Origin of the sequence: Colwellia psychrerythraea 34H (genome assembly GCF_000012325.1) — a bacterium.
GTDB lineage: Bacteria > Pseudomonadota > Gammaproteobacteria > Enterobacterales > Alteromonadaceae > Colwellia > Colwellia psychrerythraea_A.
Genome location: NC_003910.7, coordinates 3,536,114 through 3,554,084 on the forward strand (window position 1 = coordinate 3,536,114; position 17,971 = coordinate 3,554,084).

Annotated in this window: 13 protein-coding genes; 1 reads left to right on the forward strand and 12 read right to left on the reverse strand. The window is 38.0% G+C overall.

The annotated features are described in order from the left end of the window. Nucleotides 1–7: 7 nt before the first annotated feature. From CPS_RS15195 to CPS_RS15250, 12 genes are all read right to left on the reverse strand, one after another. A complete protein-coding gene (locus tag CPS_RS15195; protein WP_011044168.1) occupies nt 8–481 on the reverse strand; it encodes a BufA2 family periplasmic bufferin-type metallophore in 474 nt (157 codons plus the stop codon). A gap of 594 nt (nt 482–1,075) precedes the next feature. Next, nucleotides 1,076–2,287 carry a cation:proton antiporter gene (locus CPS_RS15200; protein WP_041737079.1) on the reverse strand — a complete coding sequence of 404 codons (1,212 nt, stop codon included), beginning with the start codon at nt 2,285–2,287 and terminating at the stop codon, nt 1,076–1,078. 205 nt (nt 2,288–2,492) lie between these two features. After that, a complete protein-coding gene (locus CPS_RS15205) occupies nt 2,493–3,044 on the reverse strand; it encodes a hydrolase (RefSeq protein ID WP_011044170.1) in 552 nt (183 codons plus the stop codon). A 160-nt stretch (nt 3,045–3,204) separates the two neighbouring features. After that, complete coding sequence (locus tag CPS_RS15210; protein ID WP_011044171.1) at nt 3,205–3,702, reverse strand: PaaI family thioesterase; 498 nt, start codon at nt 3,700–3,702, stop codon at nt 3,205–3,207. A 136-nt stretch (nt 3,703–3,838) separates the two neighbouring features. After that, nucleotides 3,839–5,089 carry a phenylacetate--CoA ligase family protein gene (locus tag CPS_RS15215; protein WP_011044172.1) on the reverse strand — a complete coding sequence of 417 codons (1,251 nt, stop codon included), beginning with the start codon at nt 5,087–5,089 and terminating at the stop codon, nt 3,839–3,841. A gap of 217 nt (nt 5,090–5,306) precedes the next feature. Beyond that, nucleotides 5,307–6,089, reverse strand: coding sequence for an ABC transporter ATP-binding protein (locus CPS_RS15220; RefSeq protein ID WP_011044173.1), 783 nt, complete (start codon nt 6,087–6,089; stop codon nt 5,307–5,309). Between the two features lie 276 nt (nt 6,090–6,365). Further along, on the reverse strand, nt 6,366–7,625 hold the full coding sequence (locus CPS_RS15225; protein WP_011044174.1) for an ABC transporter substrate-binding protein: 1,260 nt from the start codon (nt 7,623–7,625) through the stop codon (nt 6,366–6,368). Nucleotides 7,626–7,968: 343 nt separating this feature from the next. Then, nucleotides 7,969–9,042 carry a branched-chain amino acid ABC transporter permease gene (locus CPS_RS15230; protein ID WP_011044175.1) on the reverse strand — a complete coding sequence of 358 codons (1,074 nt, stop codon included), beginning with the start codon at nt 9,040–9,042 and terminating at the stop codon, nt 7,969–7,971. An 83-nt stretch (nt 9,043–9,125) separates the two neighbouring features. Continuing rightward, complete coding sequence (locus CPS_RS15235) at nt 9,126–10,019, reverse strand: branched-chain amino acid ABC transporter permease (protein ID WP_011044176.1); 894 nt, start codon at nt 10,017–10,019, stop codon at nt 9,126–9,128. Beyond that, entirely contained in the window at nt 10,016–11,986 is a 1,971-nt protein-coding gene (locus CPS_RS15240) for a long-chain fatty acid--CoA ligase (RefSeq protein ID WP_011044177.1), read from the reverse strand. Before CPS_RS15240 ends, CPS_RS15235 begins: the two co-directional genes overlap by 4 nt. After that, nucleotides 11,986–12,795 carry an ABC transporter ATP-binding protein gene (locus CPS_RS15245; RefSeq protein WP_011044178.1) on the reverse strand — a complete coding sequence of 270 codons (810 nt, stop codon included), beginning with the start codon at nt 12,793–12,795 and terminating at the stop codon, nt 11,986–11,988. The genes CPS_RS15240 and CPS_RS15245 overlap by 1 nt, the downstream gene beginning before the upstream one ends. Before the next feature lie 203 nt (nt 12,796–12,998). Further along, nucleotides 12,999–14,054, reverse strand: a complete 1,056-nt coding sequence (locus CPS_RS15250) for a DcaP family trimeric outer membrane transporter (RefSeq protein ID WP_011044179.1) — start codon at nt 14,052–14,054, stop codon at nt 12,999–13,001. 274 nt (nt 14,055–14,328) lie between these two features. Here CPS_RS15250 and CPS_RS15255 point away from each other — a divergent pair, with 274 nt between their 5' ends. Beyond that, nucleotides 14,329–17,883 carry a hybrid sensor histidine kinase/response regulator gene (locus CPS_RS15255; protein WP_011044180.1) on the forward strand — a complete coding sequence of 1,185 codons (3,555 nt, stop codon included), beginning with the start codon at nt 14,329–14,331 and terminating at the stop codon, nt 17,881–17,883. Nucleotides 17,884–17,971: the final 88 nt, after the last annotated feature.

Here is a 17,971-nt window from a genome sequence, read left to right on the forward strand (position 1 = left end):
TATCAAGTTATGAACCAACAGTGCCACCTACATCATCACAAGTTTGTGCTGGTAACGCGACAAAACCATGGCCTTTACATGCGGCTTGACCTTTACACGCATTTTCAGCAGTTTTACAGTCGTTATGACCATTACATTTATTGACGCCGTAACAATGAGTCAACTCAGCAGTATCAACTACGCCACGCCAATCGTCTTGTACATTACCGCCAATGTCGTCACAGGTTTTAGTCGACATAGCAACAAAACCATGGCCTTTACAAACCGCTTGTCCCTTACAGGCATTTTCAGCCGTTTTACAGTCGTTATGACCATTACATTTATTCACGCCGTAACAATGCGCCATTTCAACCGTATTGGTTGCGCTAGTTTTAGCTGTTTTAGTACTTGAGTCGCCTGCAACTGCAGTACATCCCATTAAACCAGCAACGGCTAGTGCTACCGCGGTACCTTGAAGTTTTGTTTTAGTGCTCTGATTCATTGTATTCTCCCATTAGTTTTTAGTTATAGATCAGGCCACATTTTGCTTTAAGCTAAGTTACATATGAATCATGTTCAGTTTAAATAAAAATATTGCCTACAGCACCTTTAATCTTAGTTCAAGATCATCATTTTCTTAAAATAATTATGACCAATTATAAAAGTAACCACCTAATTTGACCTGTTAATGTCTTTATAACTTTCAATTTTTATCTGAATAATTATTTTATATTTTTTGAAATTTTAATGAGATTGTCCCGTTCGACCGGTAAAATAAATTGATTGAAAAAGGTGTTTGATGACCTTATAAACGAGGACATTTTAATATCGTGAAGTGAGTATTAGGAAATATTCACAGAGCTAACAAATGAGGGAAACTATAACTTAATGCACTGATTGATAATAACTTATCTAATAAAAACAAAACTAGAGTCATTATGAAAATCCATTATATTCAAGATCAATGTAGTTAACTCAAGATCTTAACGTAAATGTTATGTTCGAGGTCACTATCAAAGTTCCATTACTTTTTAGGAACTGGCCCTCCGATTAAACATTACGGGGATAACGTCCATAAGCTAGGTACTTAGATACGTTAAATGTTGAGTTTTTTAACTAACAGTGGAGTTGTTGTTGCTTGAACAATGAGAGTGAAAAGTACAATGCCAAAGCCAATAGATTGAATAGTCCACCAATAGGGTAACTCGGTTGGCAATGACAAAACTAATGCAATGGTGACCGCTCCGCGTAATCCCCCCCAGATCATGATGGGTGGATATTTACGGTTAATAGGCTGTCCCACAATGACCTGATTTAACCATACTGAACAATAGACTGCGATGACTCGCGCAATAAAAGCCCCCACTATTGCTAATATTATGGCTAGCCACATTTGAGTAAACATATTAAGACTGACCACTAATCCCAACAAGACAAAAACAAAAATATTGGCAATGAAACCAAGTGACTCCCATATATTGTGCAAACCGGTGTGAACATCCTTTAGCTGATCCTGTGCTGATTTTTTAAAAAGTAATGCAGCAAACATAACTGCCACAATACCTGAGACATGAAATAAGTGCTCCGCGATGTAAAAGGTCCCATAAGCTAGAAACAGTGTAATAACCACCATATGTGGCACAGATGTATCAATTATTTTAACTAACAGTGCTGCAATATATCCAAATACACTACCCACAATAATGCCGCCAAAAAATACTTTGCTAAACGTGATAATGGCAGACGTCAAGTCTGGCTCACTTTGACCTAAAGCAATGCTGAGAATAATACTAAATAAAACAATCGCCGTTGCATCATTAAATAAGCTCTCCCCTTCAATTAACACGTTTAAATCATCAGGCGCTTTCAACGCTTTCAATTGACCAACCACAGCAACCGGGTCCGTTGCTGATATAACAACACCCGTTAATAATGCCGCGATGAAAGGAAAACCTGAATGAGCGATACCAAAATAAAGGAAAACAGCGATAACAAGCGTAGAAATGATCAAACCAAGCGTCGCAAGCGTTAGTACGTTGGGTAAATATTTGAATAAGAGTTTACTGTTCAAAGCAAAAGCCGCTTCAAATATTAATACTGGCAGCAATATAAATAACATCAAATCCTGAAAATTACTCGCTCTCACGCCGGTATCTATGCCAAATGCTACCGTGAACAAGGACAGAAAAAACCCGAGTACAACTAATAATAAGGTGTAGGGTATGCGTATAAAACGAGCGAGAATAATGGCAAACACGCCAACAGCTAAAATAAGCAAGGTAATAGAAACAATCATATGAATATTCATAGCTTATTATCCCCTTCTTGATTATTACCAAGTGGTTCGATTCTTTATGAGGTATAGCTAAGCTTAGTCGATATAGGAAAATACATCGATTGAGGAGTAGGTGTTGAGTGTTTTTTGAATTTTTTTAAGTATAAAAAAAGCTTCAATAGTATTGAAGCTTGGGGAGTCAGTGTTTTAATCGATATATAACTAGGCGTTCATATCACTACTTAATTAAGACAAGTATTTCTTTAAATACAGGGGTTCGACAGTCTTTAACCAGTTCAAATAAACACATTTCCAATCCCGTTAACTCAACGCCATTGTTAACAAGTTTGTTTATGGCTAAATTTTTATTATCGAGCTCACGAGAAGAAACACAGTCTGAAACGATTTGTACTTCATATCCCATACGTTTTAAACTGATCGCGGTTTGATACACACAAATATGTGCTTCAATACCACAAACAATCCATGTATCAACGTTAGTGGCTTTAACTGCTTCAATAAATTGAGCGTTTTCACAACCATCAAAGGTATATTTTATAATGGGCTCTTGATGACCAGTAGGAGAACTAAGTAGCGAACTCAATTCATCAACTGTTGGGCCAATTTTTTCTGGGTTTTGTTCAAGCCATAAAATCGGTAAATCAAGGGCTTGGACCCCTTTGATGAGCTTTTCACAATTTGACACAAGCGCATCACTATCATGAACTAAACGCGTTAATTTCCCTTGTATGTCGACAACAATCAGACCGGTACTTTCTTTTTTTAACATAATTAGCTCCTTGGGTTATCACTTATAATGTCCCTTTAGACGGACAAATACTCGTTATTATTTGTAAAGATACATAAATAAAACGAATATATGTTTGCTTTCATGACCTTATTGGCAACCTTTATTTCCTTGCAGAAAAACTCTAAGTTGCCCGTGTTCCCTATTTCTTAGGTGCCATAGTATCTGGCATCAATACTGCGATAACTTGTCCTTTTGAGCAAATAACACCAGCAGCCGATAAGGTTATATCAACGACAATTTTACGGTCTTTAACTTGACTAAAACGACCAATTAATTCCAACTCAACGCCCTGTGGTGTTGGTGCTAAGAAACTAACATTCAACGCACCAGTGACAAATCGTAATGTAGGTGAACTACCCATTTCACGATTTTGTGCAAGGTAAGCCATAGCTGAGGCACTGCCAGTACCATGACAATCAATCAATGAGGCTGTCATGCCACCATAAACAAAACCAGGAATAGCGGTGAAAATATCAGACGGAGTAAAACGAGCAATAGTTACGCTAGCTAACAAATCATTCTTATCAATATGCTGCCAGTAACTTTTTAATTGGTGACCGTCTTGGTTGTTTTTACCACAACCATAACAATGGCTTAATTCTTCAGGGTAACAATCTTGGAAAGCTTGTTCGTTCATAAAAATCCTTATTTAATTTGATAAGAGCATAGGCAAATAAGTGATAAAAATTTGCCTATGTTGCTGGCTTTACGATTATTTCACTTTTGATAAAGTGAGAGATAAAGCCGTTGCTAAAAAGATTAGTAACGCAAACTTAGCCAATAGGTCGTAAGTCATCAATGACTTTGCCATCATCTGCTAAAGTGCCTACCGCAACCAACTCAACCGCACCGTTAAGTTTGGTTGTTTTTTTCAAGCTGCTGCTAATATTCTCAATTGCACCGGCAATATCAGCCTCAGAATAGCCGCTACTATCTAATTCACATTGTAAGTTCATTTGGTCATTATAATTAACCTGAGTTACTGACAAACGCATTTTAGCGATGTGAGGATAGGCTTGTCGTACTTGCTCTATTTGCTCTGCATGCACGAACATACCTTTAATTTTAGTCGTTTGGTCTGCGCGACCCAACCAACCTTTAATACACATATTAGTCCGACCACAAGCACTTTCACTTGATTTCACTGCAGACAAATCTCCAGTAGCGAAACGAATAAGTGGATAATCTACATTAAAGCTGGTGACAACAACTTCACCTATTTCGCCATCCGCAACAGGCTCTAAAGTACCTGGACGGACAATTTCTACCAATAAATCTTCAGCAATAATAAAACCATCATCACTTTTAGATTCAAAACCAATGAGGCCAACATCTGCACTAGCATAGGCTTGTAAGGTGTTAATACCAGCAGCATCAAATTCAGCTCTAAGTCCTTTAGGAAGCGCTTCGCCTGTAACTAACGCTTTAGTAACACTTGAAATATCTCGATTTTCAGCTTTAGCTTTATCGAGTAAAATCTTCAGGAATGATGGTGTACCGCTATAACCTTGAGGTTTTAAATGCTCAATGATGTCGAGCTGCTGCTCAGTTTGCCCAGGCCCTGCTGGAATAACCACACAACCACAAGCTCTAGCGCCTGAATCAAGAATAAATCCGCCGGGTGTTAAGTGATAAGACAAACAATTTTGCACTATATCACCAGCTCTAAATCCAGCAGCATAAAATGCTTGGCCTAAACGCCACCAATCATCACTGGTATTTTCAGGATCATAAATAGGTCCTGGTGATTGAAAAATTCTGCCTATGTTAGCCTTGTTAGCATTTAAACCACCCAGTGGTGAATTTTTTGCTTGTAGCTTCATTAAGTCTGATTTACGCGTAATGGGAAGTTGCGCAAGCAATTCTCGGCTAGTAATTTTATCAGCATCTATATGCTGTAAAATTTGCCCATAATGCTGACATTCTTGCTTCGCATAGGTGATAAAAGAAGGTAAACGCTCTAATAGAGACTGCTCACGTAACTCAGGGTTTTGACATTCTCTTTCGTAAAAATATTGTTTCATGGTAACTCGATTATTTAGAAATATGATAATTTATAAATATGAAAACGTTAATTTTTCATGTACTTTTTTATATCGTTTTGCTTTTACTACTTCACGTACTTTCAGAAAGAAGTCAGTTCATTCGAGTTTTAGGAGACAGCGCGGAGCTTACGATAGTAAGTGAGCACTTTCGACAACAAAATCAAGTGAAATGGAAATAGTCTGGAATGTACGTGGCTTATAACCAACGCTTACGTCTTTTATAAGATTTTAAGTTTTTAAAGCTTTTACGTTCTTCGTTGCCGCCACCTAAATAGAATTCTTTAACATCTTCATTGCTAAGTAATTGCTCTTGAGTACCATCAAGTACAATTTTACCTGACTCCATAATGTACCCGTAATCAGCAGCCCTTATTGCATAGTTAGCATTCTGCTCAACTAACAACATGGTAATACCCTGATCTTTATTAATTTTTTTAATAATACCAAATACTTCTTTAACCAGTAATGGTGATAAACCCATGGATGGCTCATCTAAACAAATCATTTTAGGACGAGCCATTAATGCTCTACCTATGGCTAACATTTGTTGCTCACCACCTGATAAATAACCGGCTAGACCTGTACGTTCTTTTAAACGTGGGAAATAATTAAACACCATTTCAAGATCTTGATTTATTTGTGAATCATTACGTGTATAAGCACCTAATTTTAGGTTTTCAATCGAGGTCATATCTTCGATAATACGACGACCTTCCATCACCTGGATCAGACCACTACGTACAACATCTTCACCATTTTTCTTATCTATGCGCTCGCCCATAAAGGTAATATCACCTTTAGTCACTTCACCATATTCTGATTTAAGTAGGCCTGAAATTGCTTTTAATGTTGTTGATTTACCTGCGCCATTAGGACCAAGTAACGTTACAACGTCTCCTTCTGGGACATCTAATGTTACCCCTCGAAGTACTTGAATAACTTCGTCATAAACCACTTCAATGTTATTAACCGATAACATTGGTGTAGCTGTTTGAATTTTTGCTGCCGCCTGTGACATACATCTATACTCCGTTAAAACTATAACTACCCAACTTATGCAAGCTGAATAGTTATCAGGTAATTAAAAATATACTTGCCTAATTTTTATTGTCTCAATAATAAATTAGGTTTTGATCCTCTAAATAATTGGTGCAGTAGTGAAGCCGTCGAGTTGCGAGCCACATGAACTTAGTACACTAAGTGATTGTGGCGAGCAATGACGACAATAAAGCTACGGTGCCAAGTATGACGAGGATTAGTAACCTAACCAATCATCACGACGTTCCAAGGTAACTTGTGATACTTTTTCAACTTTAACACCACCGTTTTCGTAGTTACCTTTATAGATATTTACTTGGTTAATACCACGATGATCTTCATTACTCCAATTAGCAGCTAAACATACGCCTTCTAGACCTTTAGGTACCCAGTTTTTGTTAACGTACATGCCTTTTTTAACATTTTCGCCAGTGATGCCACCGTTCTTTTTAGCCCATTCCATCGCTTCTTTCATGAAGTATGTTGAACATACGCCACGCATGTAGTGATGAACGCGCTGTTCTTCGCCTGATTTATCTGACATTTTGGAAATTTCATGTACCAATTTCATACCTGGTACATCGTCACCCCAAAATGGTGTCATCGTTGGGAAGATGTAATCTTTGATACCTGAACCTGCAGCATTGAACATATTTGCATCGCCACCCCAGATACTTGACATAAATTGAATATCTACACCGACTGTGTCACAAGATTTAATTAACGACAGTACTGAACCACCTATGTTCGCAACATAACCGTAATTTGAACCAGAGCTTTTAATGCTTAAACATTGCGCTTTAAAATCACCTGGTTTCATAGAAACAACTACTGGTTGTAAAACATCAAAGCCAAGCTCTTCTGCATATTCTGCACAAGCCGCTTTAGGCGCATTTGGGAATGGATGGTTTGCACCAATATGAGTAAATTTTGGCTTTCCTTTACTGCCTTTGCTTTTCCAATCATCCGATGCCCATTGCACTAAACCACGACAAGCATCTGAGTAAGATGCGCCATAAAAGAAGTTATAAGGTGCAGGTTTTTTCGTATGAGGGTTTTTACCTGTAGGGTCTGTTAAATGCCCAGAATAAGACGCTGAGAAAACCGGTGTTTTATCACGAGCAACAAACGAGATTAATGCTTCAGTATCCGCTGTACCCCAACCTTGCATAGCAACCATGCCTTCGCGTGATTTCCATTTTTTATAAGCAGCAATGGCTTGTGGAACTTTATAACCATAATCAATGGTTTCAGATCTAAGTTTAGTACCGTCAATACCACCATGGGCATTTATATAAGCAAGTGAATCACGCACACCATTGGCATAATTTTTACCAACAAAAGCAGTAGGGCCTGACATGTCGGCTAAATGGCCAACAAAAACAGAATCTTCTGCTTGAACTTGGCTAGTAAAACTTAAAGCAATACAAGTAGTAATTGAACTTAGTAATAATTTTTTGTTTTTAATGCTATTCATTTGAACGTTCCTCAACTTTTTATTTAGTACTTCTTTATATAAGTAACCTGTTTATATAAATAGGTAAGCAGTATTATTTTTATGTTTATATTTACGCTTATTTTCTCGCAGTTACCTTTTTAATATCCCTATTTCATACCAATCAAACTAACGAAGTGATTTTTTTCAATGGTCTAAATGTCCAAAAACATCGTTGCTTTCAATCTCAATAGCCAGCTATTACTCAATCAAACGCCTTGTTCTTAAAAATTTACTCTCATTAAAATTTGACCTCTTAATTAATTCAATCGGTATAACTGCAATTTATTCACCATTCATTTATCAAGTGTTTTAATAAAATCACTTAGTAAGCAAATGGATAGAATTTCCAATAGTTTTTAATTTGTGTCCAACGATGCGCTATTCCTTCTGGCTCAAAAATTAAGAAGCCGATAATAACTAAGCCAATAGCCATTTCTTTGATGTAAGCTAAACCGTCAACTACCATAGGGATATTGCCCCAATCAGTCATTTTCATTACGCCAACACCGCTTTCTAATACTTCAGGTAAGAACACCATGAAGATGACCCCCATCAAAGTACCTTTTATCGAACCTAAGCCACCGATAATGATCATGGCTAAGAACTGAATTGACATCATGATGGTAAAACCTTCCGCCGATACATAACCTAAGTAATGGGCATATAACGCACCACCGATACCGGCATAAAAAGAAGAGATACCAAATGAAAGTAAGCGATATTTATTTAACTTTACGCCCATGATTTCAGCAGATAAGTAATGGTCACGTACAGCAACAAAAGCACGTCCATCACGGCTACGCATTAAGTTACAACCCCAGATAAACATAAAGACTAGAGAAAATAGCGCTATATAGTAAAAGCTTTGGTCGGTATCAAAAGCAAAACCGAATAAGCTTACTGGTTCGGCCATTGAACCCGATGCACCACCAGAAAACCAATCTGCACGAGCGAAGAAATCTTCAATAATAAATTGCGATGCAAGTGTTGCTATCGCTAAATATAAACCTTTAATTCGAGCAGCTGGCGCACCAAACATCATGCCAACGCCCATGGTTAAGAAACCCGCTAAAGGAATACATAAAAACACTGGAATATGTAAGCTGGTGTTTAACCAGGCCGAGGCAAACGCACCAAAACCAAAGAAAGCACCATGCCCTAACGATATTTGTCCGGTGTAGCCAACTAAAATATTCAAACCTAATGCAGCAATGCCTAAGTAGGATATTTGAATTAATAAGGTAATAAAGTAACCATCAACAACTAACGGTGCAAAGCACAACGCTATAATGGTAAAGATGGTCACCCAACGGATGGTTTTTGTTTCAAAAATTGTATTATCTTGTTTATAGCTAGTACGAAAATCTCCGCACGGGCGCATACTTAAACTAGACATAAATCACTCCTAAATAATTGTTCGTTTTATTGATATTGTTAATTAAATTGCGCTAGGCCTAGATAGGCCCAGCTAAAATTATGCTATATACGTTCAATGTCTTTGGTGCCAAATAAACCGTAAGGTTTGAACCAAAGAATAATTAACAACACATAAAATGGTGCGATATCGTACATATTACCAATGTGTAAATATTGACTATCAAAAAACTCAGCGACGTTTTCTAGTACACCGATAATGAGACCACCAACAATGGCGCCAATAATTGAGTCTAACCCGCCTAAAATAACGGCTGGGAATACTTTGATACCCATAATAGAAAGTGAATCTGAAACACCATTAACCATACCTAGCACTATCCCTGCCGTAGCAGAAACGGTTGCTGCAATACCCCAACTCATCGCAAAAACATGCTTTACAGACACACCTAGACTTTGCGAGGCTTGTTGATCAAAAGCAGTCGCTCTCATTGCTAAGCCATGCTTAGAGTGTTTAAAGAATAAATAGAACGCGACCATGATAATTAACGCGATTACCGTGCTCATTAAGTACGCCATTTCCACATTTAATCCCAAGATGTTAATACTTTGCGTATCAAATACTTGCGGGTAACTTTGTGGGGAGACTCCAAATATCCATTTCATTAACGATTGGAAGAAAATAGACAGACCGATAGTGACCATGATCACCGAGATGATCGGCTCACCAATCATAGGACGTAGTACGACCATTTGTAACAGCACACCAAAGCCGGCCATAAATACAAGTGATAATATAAAACCTAAAAAGAATGGTAACTCTAAGTAAATCAATGACGCCCAACATACCCAGGCACCGATAAGTAAAAACTCACCTTGGGCGAAGTTAACAATTTGGGTTGATTTATAAACCAACACAAAACACATACCAATTACACCGTACAACAAGCCAACAATAAGGCCATTGATGACTAATTGAGTTAAGAGTTCAAAATTCATGATGCTTTCCTCTGAGTTTGACTACTTGTTGATGAAACAGCACTACCATCATTTTCAATTACCGTCGCAACCTTAAGTGTCGTTTGAATACGTGAGCTACCACCATCTTGGAAAGTAATCACGGTATCGATATCAACTATCTCTTTGTTGTCGTAAATAGACTCGATAATGTCACCATATTTGTCAGCAATAACAGTGCGTCGTACTTTACGTGTACGTGTTAATTCGCCATCATCTGCATCAAGTTCTTTATAAAGTAAAATAAACTTATTGATTTTTTGTGCGTCAGGTAATGTCGCGTTAACTTTTTCCACTTCTTCACTAAGCTTTTCATAAACCTCAGGTAAAGCAGAAAGACTGGTGTAGTTAGTAAAACCTAAACCTTGTTGTTCAGCCCACTTAGAAACAATAGAGAATCGAATACAAATAATGGCGCTTAAGTAAGGTTTGTCTTTACCTAAAATAACGGCTTCACCAATAAATGATGAGAATTTCAATTTGTTTTCAATATATTGTGGTGAGTACTGAATACCATTGCTGGTTTTAGCTAAATCTTTGATTCGGTCGATAATGACCAAGTGCCCTGAAGGTTTGAAGTAACCAGCATCACCGGTATGCATCCACCCATCAATAACATCTTCGTCATAGGCTTTTTGATTATCTAAATAACCGGTGAACATACCCACAGTTCTAGCGATAACCTCACCAACACCTTCTTTATCAGCATTAATAACTTTGACTTCAGCAGTATCAAAAGCAACACCAACACTGTCGTAATCAACGTCATTTTCTTTGTGAACTGTGTAAGCACCACATAACTCTGTTTGACCATAAAGTTGACGTAGCGGAACACCGATAGTCTGGAAGAATCTGAACGTATCAGGACCCATAGCAGCGCCACCAGTTGCCGCTGATTTCAAATTGCTGAAACCTAATCTATCTTTTAAGGCATTCATCAATAAAAAATCGGCAAACCCTGAACGTTTACCCTCTAACTGTGCTTTTTCAGAGAGTGCAAAAGCATAATCAAATAATTTTTGTTTAAGTGGCGTAGAATCCATCATACGGGCTTTAACGTCGGCTAAAATACCTTCCCAAACGCGTGGTGCAAGTAAAACAAAGTTTGGTCCAATTTCACGTAAATCAGCCATCAGTGTTTCTTGACCTTCAACAAAATTGACTATTTGACGAGCAATTAAAGCTTGGCCAACGGCATAGACTTGTTCCATGATCCATGGAAGTGGTAATACAGATACATAGTTATCGCCAGGCTGGCGAGGATCAGCACGTAAATATGAACTACAGTGCTTAACAAAATTACCGCCACATAAAAAGGCTATTTTAGGTTTTGAGGTTGTGCCTGATGTAGTACAGTAAATAGCAGTTTCATCAGCATTAGTCGCATCAACATAAGTGTCGTATAACTCAGGTGACATTTTTTCTATTGCTTGCCCCTGCTTATATATCTCTTCAATGCTGATCAAACGCTTATCATCATATTTGCGCATGCCACGTGGATCGCAATAAACAATAAGTTTTACATCTGGAATGTCGTCGCCTAACTCAAGCAATTTATCACACTGCTCTTCGTCTTCTGCGATAACTACAGTGGCGTTACTTTTATTAAGTAAGTAAACCACTTCTTCATGTAAGGAGTCTTGGAAAATACCGATAGAGTAACAACCCATAGAATGTGCTGCTACTTCACCCCAAACCCACTCTGGTCTGTTATCACCTAACAAAGCGATAGCTTCTTTCGGGTTAACACCTAATTTTATTAACGCTAGTGATAACCACTTAACGCGATTGTTATAATCTACCCAGGTAAATTCGTTCCAAATACCGAACTCTTTTTCGCGCATGGCAATATCATTTGGCCAGCTTTTAGCATTTTGTCTCAGTATTTTTGGAAAAGTATCTAACTCCCCCATTTCAAAATCTTTTGTTGCTGCTTGTAAGTTAGACATTAGCTAGCCTCCTTTACGGCTTCTTCTATTTCATCATCATCTTCGATACCAAGATAAGCACGTTTAACATGTGGATCAGCCATCACTTCTTCAGGTAAACCTGACATTAGCTTCTTACCAAAATCAAGCACCATTACTTGGTGTGAAATATCCATTACTACGCCCATGTCGTGCTCAATCATCACTACCGTGATACCAAACTCTTCATTTAAATCGAGAATATAACGAGCCATATCTTCTTTTTCTTCTAAATTCATACCAGCCATAGGCTCATCAAGAAGAATTAATTTGGGCTTTAATGCCATTGCACGCGCTAGCTCAACACGCTTACGTAAACCATAAGACAAGGTGCCAGCTACAGATTTTCTGATATGAGAAATTTCTAAAAAGTCGATAATCTCTTCACAATAACGACGGTGGGCAAGTTCTTCTTTTTGCGCAGGTGATGCCCAATATAAAGGCCCTGTTAACCAGTTATTTTTCAATAGGTGATGACGGCCAACCATGATGTTATCTAAAACTGACATGTGACCAAACAAAGCTAAGTTTTGAAAGGTGCGGCCCATACCAAGATCTGCTCTGTCATTTGGACGTAGATCAGTGACAATTTTGTCATTGAAAATAACGTTTCCAGAATTAGGTTGATACCGTCCAGAGATACAGTTAAGCATGGAGGTTTTACCAGCGCCGTTAGGACCGATAATGGAAAATACAGAGCCACGGGGAACTTCAAAGCTAACGTCGGTTAGTGCTTTTACGCCACCGAACGCTAATGAAACGTTCTCTACTTTGAGTATTGACTCAGTCATACTCACACTCCTCAATTGATAAAAAAATATATGCGTTTTTACACGCTTGAAACATCAAGACAATCTGCTGTCTAATAAGCTACATCCATATAGCATCTGTCACTGTGATATACCGTACGTCCTGTACCTAAAAAAGAGGGGGAACACTTCCCCCTCAAAAACGTAACAACAAAATGGGAGTTGTTACGCGTACTAAGATAAAACTAAAGTACGTACTTCATTGTTACTTGAGCATAATTAGAATCTGCATCTAGGTTGTCCTGTCTGTACTGACCTACTTCAACACCTACCGCTAATTGCTTAGTTAGGTTTTCAAATAAGTTAACACTCCATTGACTACTTTCAGCACCTGAATAATCAGCTTCAGCTGAACCGTAAAGCACCGTAGATCTTAATGTTTCAGTCCAGTAATGACGGTATGCAGCTAGATAAGCAGTGGTGTCTTCAACTTTTTCAACGCCTGCAGTATCAGTATTGATATCTTTAGTGAAACCAACACCCACATAACGGCCTACTTCACCCTGGTGGAATTGGAATCTAAAATCATCTTTACCAATGGTTTTAATACGACCGGCAATTGAACCACCAATAGCTGTTTCAGATTCACCTGAATTAGTATTAAGTTGACGACCTAGAGCAGAGAATGAAACAGAACCCCAGTCACCTTTTAAGTTATAACGTGCTACTACATCTGGAACACTGTCATTTGCGGTATCACCACCCCAAGTTTCAGGATTCTCTAGTGAGAATTGGAAATCGCCCATGGTGTAACGTACTTGACCTTGACGTATAAATACTAAGCCCTGTGTTGCACCAGCAAAATCTGCTGATTCAGGAATAGCACTAGTATTCATAAAGGTTGACCACGTTTGCCCTGCTAATACGTCTTTATATTTGATAAACGCATGACGAATACGAGGATGAGCAGAGTTTGAAACGATTTGGTTACCTTCGCCGCCCCAAAAATCCATTTCAATAAAGCCCATTACTTCGCCATGGGTGTACTTCATGTTGAAACGAGTTTCATTGGCAAAAATATTAAATTGTGAAGCATCTTCAGCAAGTTTAGTGCCTGAACCAATCCAGAAAGGCTTATAGCCAACATTACCATCAACATAGCGGGCATCGACTTTGATATATCCACCGAAAGATATTTTATCTTCGTCTGATATTTTTATGTCGTAACCAGCATTTGCTGCGCTAGCAGCTACAAGTAAAGGTGAGGCGAGTAGTAGTTTTTTAAATTTATTGCTAACCATTGCTATTTCCCTTGTTATATTTGTTATTTTATTTGAACTTATTATGTGTGTTTTATGTCAACCGAAGTCAGGTTTACCTAATCATCATAAGCCAGTACAAAAATGTAACAATCGGAAATAAGACTTAGCACCTAGCGCTTAGTCCTTTAGTCGTAGGAAATAATTCATTCAAAGACTAGTCCTTAAGTCGTAGAAATATAGAGGTTTTTATTTAAAGAAATATGTTAAATTTAACAGGTGATAAGTAGTTGAATAGTTAAGTAGGTTTAATATTATGTTTGCGAATTGGTTGCTGGTTAGCGTTAGTATTGGCTATATAGGTCTGTTGTTTCTGATTGCTCATTTAGGTGGGAAATATCGTAATAAGCTAGAAGCAAAACAACAAACGATTATCTATGCCTTATCATTAGGTGTTTATTGTACTTCCTGGGGTTTTTTAGGTACGACAGCACAAGCCGCTAATCACTCTTTTACTTTCCTTTCTGTTTATTTAGCGCCCATTGTGCTGTTTGTTTTTGCTTGGCCTTTCATTCAACGTATTATAAAAACCAGTTTAAAGCTCAAAATTACCTCTATTGCCGATCTGTTATCAGCACGCTTTGGTAAATCACAAACCTTAGCAATTATTATTACCTTAGTCGCCTTAATAGGCACCATGCCCTATATAGCACTGCAGCTAAAAGCGATTGTGAATTCCTATCAAATATTACAAGAAACTCAAGACCTACCTATTTGGCAAATTGGTTTAGTCGTTAGCATTATCCTCGCTGTTTTCACCATTATTTTTGGTATTAGAACAATAGACATTACCGAACGTCACCCCGGAGTTATGATAGCAATTGCCTTTGAATCGCTGGTGAAGTTAATTGCTTTCCTGTTAGTAGGTTTATTCGTCAGCTTTATTATTTATGACTCACCTATGGATATTTGGGAATTATCAAAAGATCAGTTTGATATTGAGAAACAGTTTGAGTTCAGTAACCTGTTTGCTTTGTTTGGCATGTTAATCATCGTCATGTCTGCTTTCTTATGTTTGCCAAGACAATTTCAAGTAATGTTTGTTGAAATAAAAGATAAAAAAACAAGCGGTATGGCAAGGTGGGTTTTACCGGTTTATTTACTTATTTTTGGCTTTTTTGCCGCTGTTCTCGGCTTAGCTGGTAATTTAAATTATGGCAGTTCTCTCGCTGCAGATGCTTATGTACTATTTTTGCCTGCTTTGGATGGCCAAGTGTGGTTATCTTTATTTGCCTTTTTAGGCGCTGTTTCAGCAGCAAGTTCGATGGTTATTGTTTCAACTATTGCTCTTAGTACCATGCTCAGTAATGAGATTGTGTTTCCGGTCATGTTTAACTTTTCACGCCAAAAGCAACAAGACTTTAATCACTTTCAATTACAGTTATTGTTTATCCGTAAAACACTGGTACTGCTGGTTATTTTTCTAAGTTATGGCTTGTTATTGGTATCACCTCCCGATGCATTATCATCATTAGGCGAAGTCGCTTTTGGCGCAATAGCTCAAATAGGTCCCGCTTTATTTGTCGCATTTTATTGGCGTAGAGCAACACTGGCGGGTGTGCTTGCAGGGATAATTTGTGGTTTTACTATTTGGACGGTATTTAATTTAATACCTCAATTAGGCATATATGCCCACCCTTTAGAAAACACAGACTTACCTAAAACGACCGTAATAACCCTTATTGGCTTGCTCATTAATGTTATCGCGCTATGGCTTGTTTCTTTAGGTACAAGACAAAGTATTCGAGAGCAAATGCAAAGTGAATTTTTCTATACAGACAGAAAAAAAATCAAGTGGAGCCTGCCATCGCAGCCCAAAGTAGACATTGTAGAGTTAGAGCTTTTAGTGGCTAGATTTATAGGTGAAGAAAAAGCAACCAAGTGCTTTGAAAAGTTTCATTCGATGAATCAGACTAAGGACAACAAAAAATTTAATGAAGCGATATTGTTTCATGCAGAAAACACTCTTGCCCGTGTCTTAGGATCAGCCTCAGCAAAGTTGGTCACGTCTCTGGCGATTAGTAGCCGCGGCATGGCCTTTGATCAAGTCGCTAAATTGGTAGAGGATAACTCAACTCAACAATTAGAGTTTAGTCGCACGGTATTACAAAGTGCTATTGAAAATGTGAGCGAAGGCATTTCAGTTATCGATAGCGAGCTAAAGTTAGTTGCTTGGAATAAACAATACTTAGATATTTTTAGCTATCCAGAGGCATTTATTTATATTGGTTGCCCTATCAGTCAGCTAATACATTTCAATTTAAGTCAGCAAGGTTATTTTGCTAAAGATATCGATTTACGCGTTAAAAAACGTATTCAGTATATTATGGAAGGTAGTCGCCATAACACTGAATATAAACTAAAAAATGGCAAAAACATTCGTATAGAAGGCAGTCCAATTCCCGGTGGTGGTTTTGTGATGATATTCTCTGATATTACTCAGTATCGTCAGACAGAAGAGGTGTTGAAAGAAGAAAATACCGATCTCGAATCAAGGGTACAATTTCGTACTGCCGAGCTTGAACAGGCAAACAAAGAGTTGGCACTTGCTAACCATGAACTCATACAAGCACAAACTAAAGCTGAGCAAGCGCACGTCAAGAAAAGTCAGTATTTAAAAGCGTGTAGCCATGATTTATTACAACCGCTCTCAGCCGCAAGGTTATTTTCTTCCGCCATATCTTTAAGTCCAAGAGTCAGTAATGAAGAACGAGAACAAATAAAAAAGATAGATAATTCTTTAGAGATAGCAAATAGCTTGTTGCTAGATCTCAATGAAATAGCACGTATAGAAAGTGGTAATATCACGCCAACTATTGAGCCCATTGAAATCAAAGAGCTTTTCACTATGTTAGCCAATGAATTTAATGCCTTAACAGATGAATATCATGTAGAGTTTCATTGTAAAATGAGTAAAACTTATGTGGCAAGTGACATCACCTTACTAGCAAGAATTGTACAAAACTTCCTCAGTAATGCCTTCCGCTATGCCCATAGATGTGACAAGAAAAACCAGAGTAAAGTATTGTTGGGTTGTCGAAGACAAGGTAATGAAATATCAATCCAAGTGTTCGACAACGGCCCTGGCATTCCGATAGACAAACAACAGCAAGTTTTTGACCAGTTTACTCAATTAAACAATAGCAATGTTATGGGCCCTAAAGGACTTGGCTTAGGACTAAATATTGCCCAGAGCTTGGCGAATATTCTTGAGCACAAAATTGATTTAAAATCGAAACCAGGTCATGGCTGTTTGTTTAGTGTTAATGCACCGATGACGCTAGCGCCTGCGGCAAAAGAGCAAACATTACCCCCTGCGAGTATGAGTTTGCACGGTGTAGGCGTATTGTGTATAGACAATGAGCCCGCAATACTTGATGGCATGTCTAAATTGTTGAGTGCATGGCAGTGTCAAGTTTTCACCGCTGTTGACGCCCAGCAAGCCAGAGAGCTTTATGCAAAACACGAAGACGAGATTGATATTTTACTGGTCGATTATCAACTAGACGGTTGCCAAGACGATAACACTATTATGGCTACTGATATGCTGATCAGTGAGAGGAATGATAGTTCATGTTCAATTGATCCCGTTAATGGCATAGGGCTTATTAAACAATTAAGAGCAATGAGTCCTTATGCACTGCCTGCCATTCTTATTACCGCAACGACAGGTGAAAACCTGATGGCGTTAACTAAACAGCATAATATTGGCTATTTACGCAAAATAATCAGACCCCTTGCTTTACGTGCTTTAATGAGCTCGTTACTCACCGAAGAACTGGCAAAGAATTACTCACAAAATAATACATAAAAAAGTACTGTGTGTGAGTATTATTGTTATACGCAGAGACAATAAATCAGGATAAGGGCTTGGTTGATTATTTGATTGAGTACTTAAT

Coding starts and splice junctions, on each gene's coding strand:
- CPS_RS15195 (WP_011044168.1), bottom strand. CDS start 481: ATGAATCAGAGCACTAAAACAAAACTTCAAGGTACCGCGGTAGCACTA.
- CPS_RS15200 (WP_041737079.1), bottom strand. CDS start 2,287: ATGAATATTCATATGATTGTTTCTATTACCTTGCTTATTTTAGCTGTT.
- CPS_RS15205 (WP_011044170.1), bottom strand. CDS start 3,044: ATGTTAAAAAAAGAAAGTACCGGTCTGATTGTTGTCGACATACAAGGG.
- CPS_RS15210 (WP_011044171.1), bottom strand. CDS start 3,702: ATGAACGAACAAGCTTTCCAAGATTGTTACCCTGAAGAATTAAGCCAT.
- CPS_RS15215 (WP_011044172.1), bottom strand. CDS start 5,089: ATGAAACAATATTTTTACGAAAGAGAATGTCAAAACCCTGAGTTACGT.
- CPS_RS15220 (WP_011044173.1), bottom strand. CDS start 6,089: ATGTTATCGGTTAATAACATTGAAGTGGTTTATGACGAAGTTATTCAA.
- CPS_RS15225 (WP_011044174.1), bottom strand. CDS start 7,625: ATGAATAGCATTAAAAACAAAAAATTATTACTAAGTTCAATTACTACT.
- CPS_RS15230 (WP_011044175.1), bottom strand. CDS start 9,042: ATGTCTAGTTTAAGTATGCGCCCGTGCGGAGATTTTCGTACTAGCTAT.
- CPS_RS15235 (WP_011044176.1), bottom strand. CDS start 10,019: ATGAATTTTGAACTCTTAACTCAATTAGTCATCAATGGCCTTATTGTT.
- CPS_RS15240 (WP_011044177.1), bottom strand. CDS start 11,986: ATGTCTAACTTACAAGCAGCAACAAAAGATTTTGAAATGGGGGAGTTA.
- CPS_RS15245 (WP_011044178.1), bottom strand. CDS start 12,795: ATGACTGAGTCAATACTCAAAGTAGAGAACGTTTCATTAGCGTTCGGT.
- CPS_RS15250 (WP_011044179.1), bottom strand. CDS start 14,054: ATGGTTAGCAATAAATTTAAAAAACTACTACTCGCCTCACCTTTACTT.
- CPS_RS15255 (WP_011044180.1), top strand. CDS start 14,329: ATGTTTGCGAATTGGTTGCTGGTTAGCGTTAGTATTGGCTATATAGGT.